Annotated in this window: 19 protein-coding genes and 1 tRNA gene; 13 read left to right on the top strand and 7 right to left on the bottom strand. The window is 60.6% G+C overall.

The features are described from left to right. Positions 1-230: 230 nt before the first annotated feature. The 3 genes from RMR13_RS04535 to RMR13_RS04525 are packed head-to-tail and all read left to right on the top strand — an operon-like array spanning position 231 to position 2714. A complete protein-coding gene (locus tag RMR13_RS04535; protein ID WP_310599452.1) occupies positions 231-686 on the top strand; it encodes an Lrp/AsnC family transcriptional regulator in 456 nt (151 codons plus the stop codon). A gap of 17 nt (positions 687-703) precedes the next feature. Further along, positions 704-1963, top strand: coding sequence for a diaminopimelate decarboxylase (locus RMR13_RS04530; protein WP_310599451.1), 1260 nt, complete (start codon positions 704-706; stop codon positions 1961-1963). A gap of 10 nt (positions 1964-1973) precedes the next feature. After that, positions 1974-2714, top strand: coding sequence for a 16S rRNA (uracil(1498)-N(3))-methyltransferase (locus RMR13_RS04525; RefSeq protein ID WP_310599450.1), 741 nt, complete (start codon positions 1974-1976; stop codon positions 2712-2714). Here the strand turns inward: RMR13_RS04525 and murJ are convergent. Then, a complete protein-coding gene (gene murJ, locus RMR13_RS04520; RefSeq protein ID WP_310599449.1) occupies positions 2693-4300 on the bottom strand; it encodes a murein biosynthesis integral membrane protein MurJ in 1608 nt (535 codons plus the stop codon). The genes RMR13_RS04525 and murJ overlap by 22 nt on opposite strands. Before the next feature lie 292 nt (positions 4301-4592). On the opposite strand from murJ, the gene fusA reads away from it, so the two are divergent. The 3 genes from fusA (at position 4593) to RMR13_RS04505 (ending at position 8331) form a co-directional block, all read left to right on the top strand. After that, positions 4593-6656 (top strand): elongation factor G, encoded by a 2064-nt coding sequence (gene fusA / locus RMR13_RS04515; RefSeq protein WP_310599448.1) that lies wholly within the window; start codon positions 4593-4595, stop codon positions 6654-6656. Further along, positions 6656-7168 (top strand): MogA/MoaB family molybdenum cofactor biosynthesis protein, encoded by a 513-nt coding sequence (locus RMR13_RS04510; protein WP_310599447.1) that lies wholly within the window; start codon positions 6656-6658, stop codon positions 7166-7168. The genes fusA and RMR13_RS04510 overlap by 1 nt, the downstream gene beginning before the upstream one ends. 248 nt (positions 7169-7416) lie before the next feature. Further along, positions 7417-8331: a selenium metabolism-associated LysR family transcriptional regulator gene (locus RMR13_RS04505; protein WP_310599446.1), complete on the top strand. Its 915-nt coding sequence runs from the start codon at positions 7417-7419 to the stop codon at positions 8329-8331. 187 nt (positions 8332-8518) lie between these two features. Here the strand turns inward: RMR13_RS04505 and RMR13_RS04500 are convergent. Next, positions 8519-8616 (bottom strand) — tRNA-Sec (locus tag RMR13_RS04500). A 377-nt stretch (positions 8617-8993) separates the two neighbouring features. Beyond that, positions 8994-10052: a phosphoribosylformylglycinamidine cyclo-ligase gene (gene purM, locus RMR13_RS04495; RefSeq protein ID WP_310599445.1), complete on the bottom strand. Its 1059-nt coding sequence runs from the start codon at positions 10050-10052 to the stop codon at positions 8994-8996. Between the two features lie 171 nt (positions 10053-10223). Between purM and RMR13_RS04490 the strand changes: the two genes are divergently transcribed. From RMR13_RS04490 to RMR13_RS04480, 3 genes are all read left to right on the top strand, one after another. Beyond that, positions 10224-10424, top strand: coding sequence for a DUF2065 domain-containing protein (locus RMR13_RS04490; protein ID WP_310599444.1), 201 nt, complete (start codon positions 10224-10226; stop codon positions 10422-10424). A 209-nt stretch (positions 10425-10633) separates the two neighbouring features. Continuing rightward, entirely contained in the window at positions 10634-11566 is a 933-nt protein-coding gene (gene corA / locus RMR13_RS04485; RefSeq protein WP_310599443.1) for a magnesium/cobalt transporter CorA, read from the top strand. A gap of 60 nt (positions 11567-11626) precedes the next feature. Then, a complete protein-coding gene (locus tag RMR13_RS04480) occupies positions 11627-12712 on the top strand; it encodes a trypsin-like peptidase domain-containing protein (RefSeq protein WP_310599442.1) in 1086 nt (361 codons plus the stop codon). Between the two features lie 22 nt (positions 12713-12734). Here RMR13_RS04480 and RMR13_RS04475 read toward each other — a convergent pair whose 3' ends face one another. Together RMR13_RS04475 and RMR13_RS04470 are read right to left on the bottom strand one after the other, a co-directional pair. Then, a complete protein-coding gene (locus RMR13_RS04475) occupies positions 12735-13415 on the bottom strand; it encodes an SH3 domain-containing protein (RefSeq protein ID WP_310599441.1) in 681 nt (226 codons plus the stop codon). A gap of 233 nt (positions 13416-13648) precedes the next feature. Then, positions 13649-14683 (bottom strand): hemolysin family protein, encoded by a 1035-nt coding sequence (locus RMR13_RS04470; protein WP_310599440.1) that lies wholly within the window; start codon positions 14681-14683, stop codon positions 13649-13651. Positions 14684-14845: 162 nt separating this feature from the next. On the opposite strand from RMR13_RS04470, the gene RMR13_RS04465 reads away from it, so the two are divergent. The 4 genes from RMR13_RS04465 to RMR13_RS04450 all read left to right on the top strand — a co-directional run bounded on the left by RMR13_RS04465 (position 14846) and on the right by RMR13_RS04450 (position 19926). Next, on the top strand, positions 14846-16405 hold the full coding sequence (locus RMR13_RS04465) for a leucyl aminopeptidase (protein WP_310599439.1): 1560 nt from the start codon (positions 14846-14848) through the stop codon (positions 16403-16405). A 52-nt stretch (positions 16406-16457) separates the two neighbouring features. Then, positions 16458-17477: a class 1 fructose-bisphosphatase gene (gene fbp, locus RMR13_RS04460; protein ID WP_310599438.1), complete on the top strand. Its 1020-nt coding sequence runs from the start codon at positions 16458-16460 to the stop codon at positions 17475-17477. Positions 17478-17726: 249 nt separating this feature from the next. Continuing rightward, positions 17727-19424 (top strand): 2-isopropylmalate synthase, encoded by a 1698-nt coding sequence (gene leuA, locus RMR13_RS04455; protein ID WP_310599437.1) that lies wholly within the window; start codon positions 17727-17729, stop codon positions 19422-19424. Position 19425: 1 nt separating this feature from the next. Further along, the gene (locus RMR13_RS04450) at positions 19426-19926 is read left to right on the top strand and encodes a CreA family protein (protein ID WP_310599436.1); all 501 of its coding nucleotides are present in this window, start codon (positions 19426-19428) and stop codon (positions 19924-19926) included. Positions 19927-19968: 42 nt separating this feature from the next. Here RMR13_RS04450 and RMR13_RS04445 read toward each other — a convergent pair whose 3' ends face one another. Both RMR13_RS04445 and RMR13_RS04440 read right to left on the bottom strand, forming a co-directional pair. Further along, entirely contained in the window at positions 19969-20484 is a 516-nt protein-coding gene (locus RMR13_RS04445; protein WP_310599435.1) for a hypothetical protein, read from the bottom strand. Positions 20485-20565: 81 nt separating this feature from the next. Beyond that, complete coding sequence (locus RMR13_RS04440; RefSeq protein WP_310599434.1) at positions 20566-21153, bottom strand: TetR family transcriptional regulator C-terminal domain-containing protein; 588 nt, start codon at positions 21151-21153, stop codon at positions 20566-20568. Between the last annotated feature and the right edge of the window lie 166 nt (positions 21154-21319).

The following is a 21319-nucleotide window of genomic DNA, read 5'->3' as shown; positions in this document are numbered from 1 at the left end:
CCAAGAAGAAGCGCCGGGAGCGGTTTGGTTTGTGGGGGGCAAGTGTATCGCGTTCGCCGATTTATATTCGATGGAGAATAATTATGGATCATGTTGACTGATGATGCTATGTTATTTTGAAAATCAATAATTTTGGTGAATTTTATTCTTGAAAGGGCCGGCGATCTCCCGGTGCCATGGCCCGGTTGCGACAGAGTTTTCGATTGTTTTTTGCGCGGAGACCTTGACCGATGCTTGACGATATCAGTCTGGAAATACTAAATATATTGCAGGAAAAAGCCCGTATCCCCAATGTCGATGTGGCCCGCAAGGTGGAGATGGCGCCTTCGGCGGTTCTGGAGCGCATTCGCAAGATGGAGCGCCAGGGGGTGATCGACGGCTACGAGGTGCGGCTTAACCCGGCCCGGTTCAACCGCCGCCAGATCGCCTTCATCGAAATCCGCTCCCGCTCAGTGGGCGACCGGCCGGAAACCGGCGAAGCCCTGGCCGCCATTCCTGAGGTGCAGGAAGTGCACTATGTGGCCGGCGAGGACTGCTACCTGGTCAAGGTGCGGGTGGCCGACACCGCCGAACTGGCGGGGCTTATCCGGGAAAAAATCGCTGTCATCGAGGAGGTCGCGTCCACCAAGACCGCGGCCGTTTTGCACACATACAAGGAAACCGCGCGCATTCCCATCCGCGGTTGAACACACGAGGTCCACCCATGCCGATGTCCCAAGCCTTCAAAGATCGTCTTTTCCCGCACCTCCCGGCCATCGTGGCCCATTACGGCACACCCTTCCACGTCTACGACGAGGCGGGCATCCGCGAAACCGGCCGCCGGCTCAAAGAGGCCTTTGCCGATATCCCGGTGTTCAGCGAGTATTACGCGGTCAAGGCCCTGCCCAATCCCTCGGTGATGGCCCTGATGCAGGGCATGGGCTTCGGCTTTGATTGCAGTTCGGTCACCGAGTTGATGCTGGCCCGGAAGCTGGGGGCGCGAGGGGAGGAGATCATGTTCACCTCCAACAACACCAGCCCGGCGGATTTCGCGGCCGCAACGGCCGAGGGCGGCTGCATTCTCAACCTGGACGACATCACCCTGATCGACAAGGTGCCGCAGATGCCGGAATTGATCTGCTTCCGCTACAATCCCGGGACGCGCCGCCAGGGCAACGACATTATCGGCAAGCCCGAGGAGGCCAAGTACGGGGTCAGCCACGACCAGATCGTCGAGGCCTATCGCCAGGCCCGGGCCAAGGGGGCAAAGCGGTTCGGCCTGCACACCATGCTGGCTTCCAACGAACTCCACTACAGCTACATGGTCCAGACCGCGGCCATGTTGCTGGAACTGGTGGATCGCATTCACTCGGAGTTGGGCATCGACTTCGAGTTCATCAATATCGGCGGCGGGCTCGGCATCCCCTACCTGCCGGGAATCGATCCCCTGAATATCCAGGCCATGGGCGAGGAGATCACCGCCCTGTTCGTCGATTTCAAGGATCGCAACGGCTACTGCCCGGCCCTGCTCATGGAGAGCGGCCGCTATATGACCGGCCCGCACGGGGTACTGGTGACCCGGGCCATCAACCGCAAAAATATCTACCGCACCTATATCGGCGTGGACGCCTGCATGTCGGCCCTGATGCGGCCGGCCCTCTACGGCGCCTACCACCATATCGATGTCCTGGGCAAGGATGGCGCCGCCGGCACCGAAGTGGTGGACGTGGTGGGCTCGTTGTGCGAGAACAACGACAAGTTCGCCGTCCAGCGCGAGCTGCCGGTCATCGTTGACGGCGATATCCTCGTCATCCAGGATTCCGGCGCCCACGGCCACGCCATGGGGTTCAACTACAACGGTAAGCTCCGGCCCCAGGAACTGCTCCTGGGTCAGGACGGCGCGGTGCGGCTCGTCCGCCGCGAGGAACGGGCCGAGGATTATTTCGCCACCCTGCAATTCGAGGACAAGGTGTTGCGGCTGTGAGGAGGTTCGCTTGAACCTTTTGCTGCTCGATCCCGCCGAGCTCGACGAAGAAGGCAGGGCCCGCATCGTTGGCCGCCGGGCCGAACATCTGCTGCGGGTGCTCAAGGTGGAGGCGGGCGACACGGTACGGGTGGGGGTGATCGGCGGCAAGCTGGGCAGCGGCCGAGTGACAGCGGTGGAGGGGGAAGCCGTGCGGCTGACGGTGGAGTTGGCGCGGGAGCCGGACTGTGAACTGCACCTTGAACTGATCTTGGCCCTGCCCCGGCCGATCATGCTTCAGCGGATTCTCAAGCAGGCCACCGTGCTGGGCGTGCGGCGCTTTCACCTCATCCGTTCGCGGCGGGTCGAAAAATCCTTTTTCCACAGCCCGGTGCTGGCGCCGGAGAAAATCCGCGCCTTGCTCCTGGAAGGCATGGAGCAGGCCATGGACACCTGGCTGCCCGAGGTCTGCATCCATCCGCAGTTCAAACCCTTTGTCGAGGATGTCCTGCCCACCCTTGACGGCCAGGGGCTGATCGCCCATCCCGGCGTCGACGGCACCGTGTCCGGCCTGCCGGTGTCCGGCCGGTCCGGGCAGCGGCTGTTGTTGGCCATCGGTCCCGAGGGCGGCTGGTCCGACTACGAACTCGGCCAATTTCTCGATCGCGGCTTTTACGGCTTCACCATGGGGCGCCGCATCCTCCATGTCGACACGGCGGTGGTCGGCCTGCTCGCCCAGTTGCAACTCCTCTACGATTTGCGCCAACGCTGAACCAGCTTACCGGTCAGCAGGGTGAATTCCGGCAGCCGCAGAACCTGCAGGCCGACCGCGTAGATCGTCACCGCCACCCCGACCAGCAGCACCAGCACCCCGGCCTGCGCCCACACCGCTCCCTGTTGCCAGGGCGCGAGCAGCAATTCCAGCCCCCATATCCCGCCGCACATCAGGCCGGTGGCCGCCACGATTTTCACCAATCCCCGCAGCAGATACCCCAGCGGATACCCGTCCAGCTTGCGATAGAGCACCACGCCGAGAAAGAGAAAATTGAGGATCATGGCGCAGGAGGTGGACAGGGCGATGCCCCGGTGCTGGAGTGCACCGATCACCAGGTAAATGGTGCCGACGTTGGCCGCCACGCCGAGAAAACTGCCGATCACCGGGTAACGGGTGTTGTTGATGGCATAAAACACCGGCACCATCACTTTGATGGCCGAATAGGCGAAGAGGCCGATGGCGTAATAGGTGAGGGCGTCGGCGGTCTGGATGGTGTCGGCGCCGGTGAAGGCGCCGTGCTCGAAGATCAGACGGATGATCGGCCGGGCCAGCAGCATCAGGCCGGCGGTGGCCGGAACGGCCAGGGCGAAGACCAGCACCAGCGAGGAGGTGAAGGTCTGCTTGAGGCTGGGCAGATCCTTTTGCGCGGCCTGCTTGGCCAGAATCGGCATCACCGCGATCGACAGGGCCACGCCGAATACCCCGATCGGCAGCTGCACCAGGCGGAAGGCGTAGTTGAGCCAGGAAACCGAGCCCTCGACGCAGGAGGCGGCAAAGTTGGTGTTGACGAAGATGTTGATCTGGGTGGCCGACAGGCCGATGGTGGCCGGCAGCATGAGCAGCAGGATGCGCCGCAGCCCCGGATCGAGCGGATTGCAGGCAAACCGGAACCGGAAACCGACCTTGAACAGGGTCGGCAGTTGCATCAGTAGTTGGAGGATGCCGCCGATCAGGGTGCCCCAGGCCATGCCGGCGATGGCCGGCTGACCGAAGCGAGGGAAGAGCCAGGCCAGGGACAGACCGCCGACGATCGAGCCGATGTTGAAGAAGGTGGAGGACATCGCCGGCACGAAAAAGCGGCCTTTGGTGTTGAGGATGCCCATCACCACCGCCGCCAGGGAGACGCAGAGCAAAAAGGGCATCATGATCCGGGTGAGCTGGACGGTCAACTCGGTCTTGCCGGGGATCAGCGCGAAATTCGGAGCCAGCAGGCCGACGAGCGGTTCGGCCCAGTAGATGGCGGCCAGGGTGAAGGCGCTGATCAGCAAGGAGAAGAACACCATGACGTTGCCGGCCAGCCGCCAGGTGGCCTCGGCCCCCCGGTTGGTGTTGTACTCGGTGAACACGGTGACAAAGGCGGCGGAGAGCGCCCCCTCGGCGAAGAGATCGCGCAGCAGGTTGGGAATGCGGAAGGCGACCACAAAGGCGTCGATGGCAAAACCGGCGCCAAACAGGCCGGCGAAGATTTGCTCCCGGATCAAACCGAGCACGCGGCTGCACATCACGGCAATGGAAACCGCGCCGGCTGATCGGGCTATTTTTCCGGTGGATTTGGCGGGTTGAACCGCTGGTTCGTCGGCCATCGCTTGTTCAGTGTTTCAGCAGGTTATCGCTTGACTTTGCAATCTTAATACGAATATAAAAAGGGCTCGTTTGCGCGGACCCGATGGTTACCACGCCTGCCGTGAAAGCGCGAGGGCTTTTCTTCGCTTCGTCGGTTGATGGGACCAAGCTCGCGGTGGTCCGCCGACGAAGCCCGTTTCAGTCATAACTATTGCGTTTCGGAGTTCAAAATGCCGTTCTCACGGCAGGTTGTGAGAATGGTCAGGTTCGCCGTGGACGTCGATACAACCGTTGCACTCACTGGAGGACTCCATGCAGGACGTACAGCACATCAGGAATGTGGTTTTTCTCGGCCATGGCAACAGCGGCAAATCCTCTCTTGCCGAGGCCCTTCTGTTTACCGCCGGTGCCCTGAAGCGGTTGGGCAAGGTGGACGAGGGCACCTCTTCCATGGATTTCGAACCGGAAGAGAGCAAGCGCAAGATTTCGATCGGCGCGGCCTTCAACCAGCTGACCTGGCAGAAAAACGATGTGTACTGCATCGACACCCCCGGTGACGACAACTTCTTCAACGAGACCCGCTTTGCCGCCCAGGTGGCCGACAGCGCCATCCTCACCGTGGGCGCGGTCCTGGGCGTGCGGCCGCAGACCGAGAAATTCGTCGATCTGATCAAGGAGCATAAGCTGCCCTGCCTGATCTGCGTCACCAAGATGGACCGGGAGCGGGCCAATTTTCAGAAAACGGTCGACGGCATCAAGGAGGCCACCGGCCTCAATCCCGTGGTGCTGTATTTACCCATCGGTGCCGAGGATCAGTTCAAGGGTGTGGTCGACATCATGGCCAACAAGGCCCTGCTGTTCGCCGACGGCAAGGCCGAGGCCGCGCCGGTGCCGGCGGACCTGGCCGACGAGGTGGCGATCATGCGCGAAACCCTGATGGAGAACGTGGCCGAGACCGACGACGAGCTGATCGAAAAATTCCTCGAGGAAGGCACTCTGAGCGATGAGGAACTGAAAACCGGCCTGGCCAAGGCCATCAAGGAGGCAAAGATCGCCCCGGTCTGCGCCTGCGCCGCGCTGGTTAACAAAGGCTCCGGCGTGGTGCTCGATGCCATTGTCAACCTCCTGCCCTCGCCCGACCAGCGCGAGGTCCGGATCGGCACCAATCCCAAGAACAAGGAAGCCGCCGAGCGCCCCGGTACCGCCGATGCGCCGTTTTCGGCCCTGGTCTTCAAGACCATGGCCGATCCGTTCGCCGGCCGCCTGACCATTTTCCGCGTCTTTTCCGGCACCCTCAAGGGCGATACCTTCTACAACGCCTCCAAGGGTACCTCCGAGCGGTTCGGCCAGCTTTTCGTCATGGCCGGCAAGGAGCAAAAGCCGGTGGACGAGGCCGTGCCCGGCATGGTGGTGGCGGTGGCAAAACTCAAGGAGACCACCACCGGCGACACCCTGTGCGACGAGGCCAACCAGGTCGTCTACCCGATGGTCGAGCCGCTGCCCCCGGTGATCGCCTATGCGGTCGGCGCCAAGAAGGGCGACGAGGAGAAGCTTTTCTCCTCCATCACCCGTCTGCTCGACGAAGACTTGACCCTAAAGCTCACCCGCGAGCAGCAAACCCACGAGACGCTCATTTCCGGGGTCGGCCAGGTGCATCTCGAAGTGATCGGCGAAAAGATCAAACGTAAATTCGGGGTGGAAATGGAGCTGCGGCCGCCCCGGATTCCCTACCGCGAGACCCTGAAAGGCAAGGTCACGGTTCAGGGCAAGCACAAAAAGCAATCCGGCGGCCGGGGCCAGTTCGGCGACTGTACCATCGAGATGGAACCCTTGCCCCGTGGCGAGCATTTCCAGTTCCTGGACAAGATCGTCGGCGGCGTCATCCCCCAGCAATACCGCCCGGCGGTGGAGAAGGGCATTCTCGAGGCCATGGAGCGCGGCGTCATTGCCGGCTATCCGTTTGTTGACCTCAAGGTCAGCCTGATCGATGGTTCCTATCACACCGTCGACTCCTCGGAAATGGCGTTCAAGGTGGCGGGATCGCTGGCCTTCAAGAAGGGCGTGGTGCAGGCGAATCCGGTACTCCTCGAGCCGATCATGGAGGTGGAGGTGCGGGTGCCCAAGGATTTCGTCGGCGATGTCATGGGCGATCTCAACAGCCGTCGCGGCCGGGTGCTCGGCATGGATTCGACGGACAAATACGAGATCATCAACGCCCATGTGCCCCAATCCGAGATCCTGCTCTATGCCCTGGATCTCACTTCGATGACCGGCGGCCGCGGCACCTTTCTGACCAAGTTCTCGCACTACGAAGAGGTTCCCGGCCAGATCGCCGAGAAGATCATCGCCGAGTACAAGGAGCAGGCGGAGGAATAGTGGCCGCTCTTCCCCGGGCCTACCGCTGCGGTGTCCTGACCCTGAGCGACAAGGGGTCGCGCGGCGAGCGCGAGGACACCAGCGGACCCCGCATCCGGGAGATGCTGCAAACCGCGGGGTATGAGGTGGCGGAATATCAACTCCTGCCCGACCGGCAGGAGTTGATCGAACAGCTTCTGAAAACCTGGGCCGACGAGCGCAAACTCGATCTGGTCGTCACCACCGGCGGGACCGGCGTGTCGCCCAGCGACCGGACCCCGGAGGCCACCAGGGCGGTGATCGAGTGCGAGGTGCCGGGCTTGGCCGAGGCTATGCGCATGGCCAGCCTCCGGAAAACGGTGCAGGCGGTCTGGTCGCGCGGGATCGCCGGTATCCGCAACAAATGTTTGATCCTCAACCTTCCCGGCAGCCGCAAGGCGGCGGAAGAAAATCTCGAAACCGTGCTGCCCGCCCTGGCGCACGGCCTGGAAAAGCTTCAAGGCAATACCTCCGATTGCGGTCGAATGGAATAATTCCGTTCGACCGTTTTTTTATCCTGGCGCGAAGCACCGGGCACATGGCCTCGGATTGCTTCTGATAGCGTCGGGCATGTCCCGCTTCATTCTTTTCTCTTTGATTGTGTTGAATATCTTTGCAGGTCCAAGGTGTCGGAAAATAGAAATCTTCCACGTTAACGTAACATTATCCCCAGAGATTGATCGTTCATCCCTCCTTCGTAATACCAAACCCGCTTCTTGCGTCCCAACGGTAGGCTCCAGAGATGGATATCCGAAAACTTGATGCATTCTGCAGAATTGTCGAACTGAAAAGCTTTACCAAAGCCGCCCAGGCAATGCAGCTTTCACAGCCGACCGTTAGCGACCACATTCGCCATCTTGAAGAAGAGCTTGGGCAGAAGTTGGTGGACCGGCGGGGACGAGTGGCGGAACCCACCCCGGTTGGGCGGCTTCTGTATAACTATGCCAGCAAGATACTTCGCTTGCAGCAGGAAACCCTGCAGGCCCTTGTCCAATACAGCGGCCAGTTCGTGGGGAATCTGCTCATCGGCGCCAGCACCATTCCCGGCACCTTTATTTTGCCGTCGATAATCAGCCGGTTTCGCCAACAGTATCCCGACATCAAAACCATCGTCCGCATCAGCGGTTCACGAACCGTTGCCCAGAAAGTCCTCGATGGCGAATACGATTTGGGTTTGGTCGGGGCCATGTGGAACGAACGAGGCCTTGAGTGGCACCCCCTTTTTGCCGACACCCTGGTACTGGTCACCTATCCGGGCGGTTTCGCGCACAACGGGCAGGCCATTCCCGTGAGCGATATTCTGGCCGAACCTTTTGTGTTCAGAGAGCAGGGGTCGGGAACCAGAAAGAGCATTGCCCAGATTCTTGAAAGCAAGGGGTACAGAGAGTCCGATCTGCACGAGGCCGCGCAGTTCGGTTCCAACGAAGCCGTCAAAGAGGCGGTCAAGGCCGGGGTGGGGATTTCGATGCTTTCTCGCCGGTCGATAGCCGGAGAGCTCAAGTGGGGTGCACTGATTGCAATACCACTGGACGATGTATCCGGGGAGCGTCCTTTTTACCTCGTTACCCGCAAAAACAAGGCGCTTGCGCCCATCGCCACCGCCTTTGCCGAGCATTTGCGGAAAGAAGCGGACCAAGGAGACGCATCTCTCCGCTGATCAGCCGTATTTACGGGTCACCCGGCCGCAGGTTTCCTCGCCGCCATCGAACTCATCGTCAAATTCCCAGTCAGGTCGTTCGGTTGATCGACCGGCACGCACATGTTCGTTTGCTGGCATTGGGCCACACTCGTTTTTGTCCAGGTGTCCGGCTCGCGAAAATTGAAAATACTACGGTCCGCTTGATTGGAGACTGGTTTTGGAATCGAACCAAGCGGCCTCCCTTTCCAGAGGAGGCCCAACGGGGTTGAAGCCCGCGGCCAGCACCAGCTAACTCAACCAGTCTGCTCTAAAGCGTCTATCGATAGTTGTGATCATTTTATAGATTTAATCTATTTTACAAATAGATTGTATCGATGATATCGTGCAGGGTCTTTTTTGACAAGATGCTTTTTTGCCAGAATTTATATGCGATGTTGCGAGGAAGTATTTCCAGGGCAGAGAAAAGCGGTATTCCCCACATTGGTCTGTCCAGAGATCGATGCGTGTTTTGGGCGAGATATTGCAGGCGCGTTGGGACGCTGTCGAGCGGAAGTGGTGCAGTGCTTTCCCCGGTTGTTGACGAAGACCAGGAGATGAAGCTTGTTCAAAAAAGCGGGCATAAAAAAAGCTCCGGATGGCGACCATCCGAAGCTTTTTTGGTTCGCAGCAGAAGACGGGAATCAGTAGATGTCGTCGATGATGACCTGGCCGCCGTTGTTGGCCTGGGCGGGCTTGATTTCGCCGATGAGATAGGGCTGCTCGCCGTGGGCGGCAAACTGGTGCAGCATGTCCTCGACATTGCTGTCCGGTACCACGGCCATCATGCCGATGCCCATATTGAAGGTCCGGTACATTTCCTCGGCCGCGATGCCGCCTTTTTCCTGCACATAGGTGAAGCAGGGCGGGATGGGCCAGGAGCCGGGATGGATATGGGCGGAGCAGCCGGCGGGCAGGATGCGGGGAATGTTGTCGATGAAACCGCCGCCGGTGATGTGGACCAGGCCGTGAATCCGGTGGCGTCGCAGGATGCTGACCACGCTGTCCACGTAGATGCGGGTGGGCTTGAGCAACTCCTCGCCCAAGGTGCAGCCGAATTCCTCGATGAAATCGTCGACCTCTTTACCCAGCTCCTCGAAGAAGATCTTGCGGACCAGGGAATAGCCGTTGGAATGGAAACCCGAGGAGGCCAGGCCGATGATCCGGTCGCCGACCCGGATGTCGCTGCCGTCGACCAGGGCGTTGCGGTCGCCAATGCCGACCACGAACCCTGCCAGGTCGTAGTCGCCGGGTTGATACAGGCCGGGCATCTCCGCTGTTTCGCCGCCGATCAGGGAGCAGTGCGCCTGCTTGCAGCCCTCGGCAATGCCGCGAACCACATCGGTGGCCACATCAAGGTCTAGGGCACTGCTGGCAAAATAATCGAGGAAGAATAGCGGTTTGGAGCCGCTGACCACCACGTCGTTGACGCACATCGCCACCAGATCGATGCCGATGGTGTCGTGCTTGTTGCACATTTTGGCCACTGTCAACTTGGTGCCCACGCCATCGGTGGAGGCGACCAGAACCGGATTTTGCACATCTTCGTTGCCGATGGCAAACAGTCCGGAAAAACCGCCGATGTCCGAGATCACGCCGCGCCGGTGGGTTCCGGCGACGATGTCCTTGATCCGGGTAACGAAGAGATTGCCCTTGTCGATGTCGACGCCGGCTGCGCTGTACTTTGAAGATGATTGGGTCATGGGGAGTCGTTGTGGGGCTGCCGTCAGCGCCGAATCCGCTGTGGAATCGACAACTGTCGCAAGATATCTACAGGTTGGATACTGAACGGCAAGGTACTTTTTTTGACCGGCCGTTGTCAACAGCTTTGTGGTCTGTTGCACCGCCAGCCGCTTTCTGGTAAAGCAGCGTCCATGAAACTCCTGATAACGTTGATTGGGCTGGTGCTCGTTCTGGAAGGGCTGCCCTATGTCGCCGCGCCGGAATCCATGCAGCGCTGGCTGCACCAGATTGCGACCATGCCACCCCATCTTTTGCGCCGGATAGGCCTGATCGCCATGGTTCTGGGGTTTTGCCTGTGCGCCCTGGCGCAAAAAACCGGTTTCTTCGACTAGATCGCCTCCGCGCGCCTGGCCCGTGCCAAGGAGGCGACGCCTGTCCGCCCCCTTTTCCCGATTGACTTTTCCGGTTGGCGCTCAGTACAATTATCTCCCCTTATGTGCGGAAGAAGCGGAGCCTTCTTCCGCCGGGGCCAGACAGGGCCGTTGACCGACGGTCCCTTGACGCGCTGCTCATCCCCATTCACCCGATCCGGAACGCCGCCATGGTCAACTATTTTTATTTAGACAACAGAATGGTCAAGATGGAAAGCGGCAACGGTTCCGTCAGCCCCAACATCTTCTGGATTGATCTGATCAATCCTTCCGAGGAGGAAATCCGGCAGGTGGAGAAGGATTTCCGGGTGGAGCTCTTCACCAAGCAGGAGAGCGAGGAGATCGAGTCCAGTTCGAAATACGTCGAGACCGAGGAGGAGATCGGCATCAACCTCAATTTCCTTGTTCCCGAAAGCAATGCCTTCACCAATGTGCCGGTCTCGTTCATCCTCAAGGACAAGATCCTATTCACCCAGCGTTCCCACGAATTCCGCTCGTTCACCGAGACCTACCGCAAGCTGCGCGCGATCAAGCCGGTTGACGGCGAGGACATTTTCCTCACCATCCTCGAAACCCGGATCGACTCCGACGCCGACCTCATCGAAACCATCACCGACCGGATTTCCGAGATCACCAAGCAGATGATCGGCGACAAGGACCCGGACCGCGACCTGCTGCTCAAAATCACCTCCCTGCAGGAATCGACCATTACCATTCGCGAAAATATCGTGGAAAAACAGCGCATCATCTCCTCAATGCTCAAGAGCAAGATGTTCCCCAAGGAAGACCACGAGAACATGCGGATCATGATCAAGGACGTGGGCTCGCTGCTGGACCACACCTCGTTCAATTTCGAGCGGCTCGAATTCCTCCAGAACACCTTCCTCGGCCTGGTCGACATGGAGCAGAACCGGGTGATCAAGATTTTCACCGTGGTCACCGTGATTTTCATGCCGCCCACCCTCATTGCCAGCGCCTATGGCATGAACTTCAAGTACATGCCCGAGCTGGACGAGATGTGGGGCTATCCCTTTGCCGTGCTGTTGATGATCCTGTCCTCGGCCATGACCCTGCTGTTTTTCCGGCGGAAAAAATGGCTCTGACATCCTGACGTCGCCGGGCGTCACCGGATCGCCCGCGCCGTCCTTTTCGGGGGAAACCAGATGAAGGCATTGTATGTCGTTCTGATTGCCGGCGCGGTCGGCTGGCTGTTGCTGCAGACCTTCCAGCCGTCGCTGCACGATCCCCGGGCAGTGTCCCGGCCGATCGAGGCCAGGGGCGATCTGGCCGCCGACGAGAAAAACACCATCGAAATCTTCCGCAACGCCGCGCCCTCGGTGGTGTACATCACCAGCATCGCGGTCCGCCGCAATCTTTTCAGCCTCAATGTCTACGAGATTCCCCAGGGAACGGGTTCGGGCTTCATCTGGGACCAACAGGGGCGGATCGTGACCAATTACCACGTCATTTCCGATGCCAGCCGGCTGGAGGTGACCCTGGCCGACCATTCCACCTGGAAGGCAGTGCTGGTGGGGACCGCCCCGGACCGCGACCTGGCGGTGGTGCAGATCAGCGCCCCGGCCGACAAGCTGCGACCCATCGCCATCGGCGAATCCAAGAATCTGCTGGTGGGGCAGAAGGTCTTTGCCATCGGCAATCCCTTCGGGCTGGACCAGACCCTGACCACCGGCATCGTCAGCGCCCTCGGCCGGGAGATCACCGCCGCCACCGGCCGGACTATCCACGATGTCATCCAGACCGACGCGGCCATCAATCCGGGCAATTCCGGTGGGCCGCTGCTGGATAGCGCCGGCCGGCTGATCGGGGTCAACACCGCCATTTACAGTCCGTCGGGGGCCAGTTCGGGTATCGGCTTCGCGGTGCCGTCGGGCGAGGTCAACCGGGTGGTGCCGCAGATCATTGCCAAGGGCAAATTGATCCGGCCCGGCCTGGGCATTGCCCTGGCCAACCGGAGGCTGACCGAGGAACTGGGGTTGGACGGAGTGATGATCCTCAAGGTGCTTCCGGGTTCGACCGCGGAAAAGGCGGGGCTGCGGGGCGCTTCCCAGGTGCGGGACGGATTGGTGCTGGGGGACATCATCCTGGCGGTCAACGGCAAACCGGTCAAGGACTACGATACCCTGCGCGACGAGCTGGAACGCTACGAGGTGGGGCAGAACGTCACCCTGACCCTGATGCGCGATTCGACCGCGGTCGAGGTCAAGGTGCCGCTCGAGGCGATGAACTGAAAGCGGCGCCGTACCGGCGTCGTCAGACCAGCAGGGACGGCTTTTTCTTTCGGCTGTTGCCGCCCAGGCGGCCGATCGCCCAACCCAGCAGCAGGACGAGGGCGCCGGTGAAGAACCAGCTGATCGACCGATTTTTTCGCAGCACCGTGCATTCGATCTGGGCCTCGGTCAACTGTTGGCGCAGATCCTCGATCTGTTTTTGCGCCTCGCTCAAATTGTTCTTGGCGTGGATGCCGCTGGCCGGGTCGGCGACCAGGGTCTGATACTTATCGGCCAGGGTGCTGCGGTCGGTGGTGCAGGCCGCCAGATCCTTGCGCAGCCGTTCGTTCTCGATGGCAATGTCCCGGAAGCGTCCCATGGGATCGGTCACGGTTCCGTCCGGTCCCAATCCCGGTTTGATGTTGGCCACCGGGATCAAGGGCGAACTGCCGAGAAAGCGGCTGCGCACCCAGCCCTCGGTCCCGTCCTGCATCCGTACCCGTGCCCATTCCTTGCCTCCCTGCACCAATTCCACGGCCGTGCCCATGGGAACCGTGGCGACAATCCGGGCGCCGTCGCCGGGACTCTTGCGCATCAGCACTTCCAGGCTTGGCTTGATATAAAGAATTTCCGCGCAAGCCGGTGCGGCGAGCCAGCCGGCGAGCAGCAGGGGGAGCAATGCGGCTCCTTTCCAACAGTATATGGAAAACAAGGGACTTTTCATGGAATCTTCCCCGGAGGGATGAGCGAGAAGACGATCGGGAAATAGGGGTTTGTTCGTACAATGCCCTGAAGAGCATATCCCGTGTCGATTATCCGGCATGGGATGTACGATTGTTTGCAAGCTTCTTGCCGGAATCTGTTGACAGTATAAAAAACACTGGGCGGCACCCTACCACGAAATGGCAGCACCTGCCAGTTCCGCCTGAACCATGCCGAGTCCTTTTTTCGCAAGGTTCAGATGGTATGGAGCTTCTTGCTCCTGATTATGGCCAGTTCCCGCATGTTGCGGGCCTTGTCGGATTCGTCGACAATCTCCCGGCCGATAATTTCTTCCAGGATATCCTCCATGCTGATCACCCCGGTGACGCTGCCGTACTCGTCGACCACCACGAACAGGTGCTGGTATCGCTCGAAGAAATCGACGAAAATGCGGTCCAGGGGCGCGGTTTCCGGCACAAAATGGACCGGCCGCATGATTTGCGAGAGCTTGAGGGAATCCTGGCCGACCGCCGCCGCCATGAGCACGTCCTGGCTGAGCACGATCCCCACCACATTGTCGGGCTCGCCGTCGTACACCGGCACCCGGCTGTGCATCCGCCATTTGCCCTCCATGCGGGCCGCTTCCTTGATCGTCAGCGACTGGGAGGTGGAAAAGGTGACGGTGCGCGGAGTCATGACCTGGCGGACGTTTTTTGCACCCAACTGGAGGATGTTGGCGATCACCTTTTCCTGGTCGGCCTCGATGCCGCCGGATTTCCGGCTTAAACTGGCGATGGTCTTGAGTTCCTCCGCGGAGAGTTGCTGGGGGGCGTGGCTGTTGGGCACCAGGCGGGTCATTTGCTGCGCCAGCCAGATCAACGGCAGCAGGATCATGATCATGAAACGGAGCGGACCGACGATATGGGGCCCCATCTGTCGGGCAAAGGTGACACCGACGGTCTTGGGCACCACCTCGGTGAACAGCAGGATGGCCAGGGTGAAGATCAGGGAAAACCAAATGAGACCGTCCTGGCCGAACAGGGCGACTGCTGAGGCGCCGGCCACCGATGCGCCGATGGTGTGTGCCACGGTGTTGAGGGTGAGGATGGCGGTGATTGGCTGCTCGATGTTGTCCTTGAGCAGTTTCATGCCCTCGGCCTGGCGGGGATGGGTTTCGGTCATCAGTTCGACCTGCGCCGCCGACAGGGACAGGAGAATGGCTTCGAACAGCGAGCAGGTGGCGGAAACCAGCAGAGCGATACTCACGGCAAGAATGAAAACGAGCAGCACGAATAACCTCCCGAAACCAGGACGCAATTGAGGAGAATTCCAGTAACCGGCGGTTTTGCCGATTGAGCTTGGATCAAGTTTAGTGTATGAAAAACTTACATTAAATCAGTTGTCGTCGCTTTTCAAAGCATTCCGCCATCCGCCCGAGGAGGAACCCTTTCTGTGCCCGATCAGACCGTGACCATTGAATTTTTCGACCAGGAACCGTCCACTTTTGCCGGCGATTTGCTGGTCTTTCTGGTGGAGGAGGGCATCCCCCAGGCTGCCGAGTCCGGCATGGGCATCAACCGGCTGCTGGCCAAGGTGCAGGCAACCGGCGATTTCAAGGGGGAAAAGGATCAGGCCTTTGTGCTGTACCCCGGTTTGGTCGGGACGGATGCAGCTCAGGGCGTGGCGGCGAAACGAGTGTTGTTCGTCGGTTTGGGCAAGCCGGACGAGGCGATCAACAGCCGGAGGGAGCGGCTCCGCCTGGCCGGCGGCACCATCGCCAAGCAGGCCGGCGCGGTGAAGGCCAAGGAAGTTCTGCTCGTCCCGCCCAAGGAATATTTGCTCGACGCGGTCGAAATCGGCCAGTGCCTGTGCGAGGGATTTTTGCTCGGCAACTATCGTTTCGATCTGTACAAGCAGCCGAAGGAGGACGACCCGCCGGTTCGGGTGGAACGCTTGCTGCTTCACGACGGCGGCCTGGCGGCCAGCGCGGTCCGCAAGGGCCTTGAGCTCGGACGGATTCTGGCCGAGGCGACCTGCGCCGCCCGCGACATGGCCAACCAGCCCGGCAACGGCTGGACCCCGGCCGACTTTGCCGAATATGCCAAGAAACTGGGCAAGAAAAGCCGGCTGAAATGCACGATCCTGGACAAGGGCGACCTGCAGAAGCTGCGCATGGGCGGCATTCTCGGTGTCAACCAGGGCTCGGCCCAGCCGCCGTTTCTGGTGATCCTCGAATACAAGACCAACAAAAAGAATCCGACCGTTCTCCTGGTGGGCAAGGGCCTGACCTTCGATTCCGGTGGCATCAGCGCCAAGCCGCCGGCCGGCATGGAAGACATGAAATACGACATGTGCGGCGGCGCGGCGGTGCTTGCCGCCATGCAGGCCATTGTCGAGATCGGGGTGCCGGAGGTGAACGTGGTGGCCCTGGTGCCCGCCACCGAGAACCTGTCCGGAGCGGCGGCCCTCAAGCCGGGCGACATCATCCGCCACTACGGCGGCAAGAGTTCGGAAATCATCAATACCGACGCCGAGGGCCGGTTGATCCTTGCCGATGCCCTGGCCTACGGCATCGAAACCTACAAGCCGCAGGCGGTGATCGACGTGGCCACCCTGACCGGCGCGGTGATCATCGGCCTGGGCCATCACTACACCGGCCTGCTCGGCAACAACGACCAGTGGGCCGATCAGCTGACCGAAGCCGGCGCCCGGGTCGGCGAGCCCCTGTGGCGGCTGCCGCTGGGGCCCGAATACCGTAAGCAGATCGATTCGCGGATCGCCGACATCAAAAACGCCGGCAGCGACCGCAGCGGCGGCACCATCACGGCCGCCTGCTATCTCCAGGAATTCGTCGGCGAGACCCCCTGGGTGCATCTCGATATTGCCGGCACCGCCTGGGATTTCACCGAAAAAACGTATATTCCCAAGGGGCCCTCGGGCATCGGGGTACGCACCTTGGTCGATTGTTTGCGCCAATGGCGGCCAATCCAGTCCGCTGACAAGAACCAATAGACACGCCTTCCGGCCGGCATGCGTCCGGTCGGGAACAGCCAAGGAGAACAGTATGCTTGTCAAGAGAAAGGGAATCACCGTCAGTCGACAGATCATGGACGATCAGCTGCTGCACCCGGGAGCGACCGGCGAGTTGACCGGCTTGCTCAACGATTTGGTGGTGGCCGGCAAGATCATCAGCGCCGAGGTCAACATGGCCGGTTTGGCCGACATCCTCGGCCAGTCGGGCCGGACCAACATCCAGGGCGAAAACGTGCAGAAGCTCGACGTGTTCGCCAACCAGACCATCAAGCGGCGGATGGAACAGTGCGGCCATGTCTGCGTCATGGCCTCGGAGGAGGACGACGACATCATCCCGGTGCTCGAGGGATACGAAGGCAACTACACCATCGCCTTCGACCCGCTCGACGGCTCCACCAACATCGATGTCAATGTCTCCATCGGCACCATTTTTTCCATCCACCGGCGCCTCAGTCCGTCACCGGGCCAGGGCAACGTCGGCGACCTGTTGCAAAAGGGCGGCAAGCAGGTGGCGGCCGGCTACATCATCTACGGCTCCTCCACGGTGATGGTCTACACCACCGGCTCCGGGGTGCACGGCTTTACCCTGGACCCGAGCGTGGGGGAATTTTTCCTCTCCCATCCGAACATCAAGATTCCGGACGCCTCGCTCTACTACAGCGTCAACGAGGCCTATGCCAACCACTGGTTCGACTCCACCCGCCGGTTCATCGACCACCTGAAAACGACCGACGGCGGCAAAGGGGCCTACAGCCTGCGCTATATCGGATCGCTGGTGGCCGATTTCCACCGCAACCTGATCAAGGGCGGCATCTTCCTTTATCCCCGCGACAAGAAAAGCGGCGAGAAATCCGAGGGCAAGCTGCGGCTCCTCTACGAAGCCGCCCCCCTGGCGATGATCGCCGAACAGGCCGGCGGCCGGGCGATCACCGACGATGGCCGGCGCATTCTCGACATCGAGCCGACCAAGCTGCACCAGCGCGTGCCTCTGATCATCGGTTCCAAGCGCGACGTCGACCTGGCGGAAAAATTCCTCCGTGGGGAAATGTGACCGTATCGCGGCGCTCTTGCCCCCTTTTCCCCCTTGACAAATGCGGTTGGGGCTTTAGTATGAAAAAACATTCAACAAAGGGCCACACCATGACACGCACTCTCGCTCTCCTTCTTCTCCTTAGCCGACTGCACGGATTCACCGTGGCAGGGGAGGAAGGTGTGTCCTGACAGGCCGCTGACAATCTGAACCCGCAAAGCCACGGTTATTCAACCGTGGCTTTTTTTTTGACCGAGACAAGGAGAGAACATGGATCAGGAGAAATTGAAGAAATACCGTCCCTATGCGCCGGTGCGGCTGACAGGCCGCACCTGGCCCGACCGGGTCATCAGCAAGGCGCCGATCTGGTGCAGCGTCGATCTGCGCGACGGCAACCAGGCGCTCATCCAGCCGATGAACCTGGAGGAGAAGTTGGAGATGTTTCAACTCCTGACCCAGATAGGTTTCAAGGAAATCGAAGTCGGGTTTCCCTCGGCCTCGCAGGTCGAATACGATTTCCTGCGGCTGTTGATCGACGGCAAGCATATCGCCGGCGACGTGGTGCCCCAGGTCCTGACCCAGGCCCGCGACCATCTGATCAAGAAGACCTTTGCCGCGCTGCAGGGGGCCCCCGAGGCGATTGTCCACCTCTATAATTCCACCTCGACCCTGCAGCGAGACGTGGTGTTCCAGAAGGGGCGCCGGGAGATCGTCGAACTGGGGGTGGCCGGGGCGCGGCTGATTCGCGAGCAGGCCGAGCGGACCGACGCCAAGATCCGCTACGAGTATTCGCCGGAGAGCTTCACCGGCACCGAGCTTGATTTTGCCCTGGAGATCTGCCAGGCGATCATGGATGTTTGGGAACCGACCCCGGACAATCCGGTGATCATCAACCTGCCCGCCACGGTGGAAATGTCGACCCCGAATATTTATGCCGACCAGATCGAATGGTTCTGCCGGCACCTGAAGAACCGCGACTGCGCGCTGATCAGCCTCCATGCCCACAACGACCGGGGCGAGGCGGTGGCCGCCACCGAGCTGGCCCTGATGGCCGGGGCCGATCGGGTGGAAGGAACCCTGTTCGGCAACGGCGAGCGCACCGGCAACGTGGACATCGTCACCCTGGCGCTGAACATGTTCACCCAAGGGGTCGATCCCGGACTCGATTTTTCGCGGATCAACAGGGTGATCAATATCTACGAGCGCTGCACCAAGCTGCAGGTGCATCCCCGCCATCCCTATGCCGGCGAGTTGGTCTACACCGCCTTTTCAGGATCGCACCAGGATGCGATCAACAAGGGCATGACCGCCCTCGAACTGACCCAGAGCGGTCTGTGGGAGGTGCCCTACCTGCCGATCGACCCGCAGGACGTCGGCCGCACCTACGAATCGATCATCCGGATCAACAGCCAGTCGGGCAAGGGCGGGGTGGCCTACATCATGGACCACGAGTTCGGCTTCAAGCTGCCCAAGGAAATGCATCCGGGGTTCGGCCGGGTCATCCAGGAGGTGACGGACACCCATGGCGACGAGTTGTCCGCCGAAATGGTTTTTCATACCTTTGAGAAGGAGTATTTGCTCAACACCAATGGTTATGCCTTGAAATCGTTCAACGTGCTCAAGCGCCATTTCGAGCGGAACGAGGAAAGCTCGATCGCCGAGATCGAAGCGGTGATGGTGACCAAGGATGGGGAAAAAACGATTCGCGCCACGGGCAACGGCCCCCTGGATGCCTTTTGCGCCGCCTTGCGCGACGGATTGGGGCTGCGGTTCGTCCTCCACTCGTACCACGAACACGCCCTGACCCGCGGCAGTTCCTCCAAGGCGGTGAGCTATATCGAAATCCTCGACCAGGACGACGAGAGCTGGTGGGGGGCCGGAGTGGATACCGACATCATCGTCGCCTCGATCAAGTCGCTACTGAGCGCCCTGAACCGTTCGGCGACCAAAGTGAAAAAGGGGAAATGACATGGGAAAAAAACGGATGATCGCCCTGGGCTGCGGCCTGCTGTTGGCCGTGGCCGCCGTGGCATCCGCCGAGGAGATCGGCGAGGTCAGCACCACCTTCAAATTGGTGGGCGCCAACGACAAGATCGTGGTCGAGGCCTTTGACGACCCGGATATCGGCGGCGCCACCTGCTATGTCAGCCGGGCCAAGACCGGCGGCATCAAGGGCTCGATCGGGGTGGCCGAGGATACCTCGGATGCCTCGATTTCCTGCCGCCAGACCGGTCCGATCACCCTGCCGGAACGGGTGGCCTCGGGCAAGGACAACGGCAAAGAGGTGTTCAAGAAATCCGCCTCGCTGATTTTCAAGAAGATCCAGGTGGTGCGCTTCTACGACAAGAAGCGCTCCACTCTGGTCTATCTCACCTACAGCGACCGGATCATCGAGGGATCGCCGAAAAATTCCATTTCCACCATTGCCCTGCCCCAGGCGATTCAGGGCGGGGCAAGTTCGGGCAATTAAGTCCGGCCGCCTTGCGGTTTGGGCGGGATTCCGCCGGTCCGCCTATTTGCTGAAGGCCCCGAACAGGCTGGACATCCCCATCATGTTGGTCGCCTGGGCGCAGGCGTCGAGGATGTCGCTGTCCTTCCAATCGAGGGCGCGGAGGCGCTGGATCTCGTCCTCGTTGATCCGCTCCTTGCGCAGCACCTTGGCCACCGTTGCCAGCAGGGCGTTTTCGGCCTCGCTGAAGGCCTCGACCTGCCGACCGGCGGCCAGATCGATCAGATCTTCGGCCGAAAGTCCGGCCTTGCTCAGCCAGGTCTGGTTGAGATTGACGCAATGGTCGAAGCAGACCTGCTGGGCGGCAAGGAAGCGGATGGCGGCCAACAGGGGGAAGCTGAGAGTCTCATGCCGCATGAAATACGATATCTGGGCGAAAAAGACCTCGAACAGTCCCGGACTGGTGCTCATGAGCTGCAGGGGCGCCGGTACCGGGATGTTTTTTTGCAGGAAGACGTTGTAGGTCTCCGCTACGGTTCCTGTCGCCTTTTCCGGGGTTTGATAATCAAGCACGAACATACGTTTTCTCCTTGTAGTAGACTGGTCGTCTAGTTTTATGGGGGTGCGTGGCCGCACAGGGACACGCGGGTTAAGCTGTCGTCAGGCCAATAGAACCTCGAAGGTCATGCGCTGAAAGGTGTCCAGGGGTTCCGGACCGGCGGCGGCCTTCATTCGGATGAGGGCGCCCTGCCAGGCGGAAAGGATGTAGCGCGCCGTGGCCTCCGGCTCGAGACGGGCCGGCAGTTCGTTTCGTTCCCTGGCTTCCTGGAGCAATCGGGCCACGAAGCGGATCAAGCCATCCAGGGAACGATTGAGTTGTTCGCGGAAGGCGGGGTTGACGTCTCCCAGTTCCTGGACGAGATTGCCGATGGGGCAGCCCTTGATGAATCCTTCCCGCTCGAACTGGCCGCGGAACCAGAGGAAGAAATCGGCCAGCCGCGTTAACGGCGGCTTGGAGTCGTCCTTGAGAATCGGGCTCACCTGCTCGGCGAGCCGGGCCTGATAATAGTCCACCAGGGCGAGGCCGAAGGCCTCCTTGCTCTTGAAATAGAAATAAAACGAACCCTTGGGCACGCCGGCCGCCTGCAGGATTTCCTGCAGGCCGGTGGCGTTGAAGCCTTTGTGGTGGATGATCTGCCCGCCACAAGCCAGGATGTGCTCACGGGTGTCGACTGTCATGGTCGCCATAATAGACCGGTCGTCTATGGCCGTCAAGAAAAAAAGGCGGCCAATATCGGCTGGCGCCGTTGAACGCCTCGGGACGTATCGGGCAGAGCAGGGGGCAGGCAAAGGCGAAACCGGACGGCCGCAAGCAGTGCTTGTTTCGTTCGCGCAAGAATGGTAATGCTTTGAA

Source organism: Desulfobulbus sp., from assembly GCF_031547805.1.
Taxonomy (GTDB): Bacteria; Desulfobacterota; Desulfobulbia; order Desulfobulbales; family Desulfobulbaceae; genus Desulfobulbus.
This window is presented reverse-complemented; position numbering and strand designations above follow the sequence as displayed.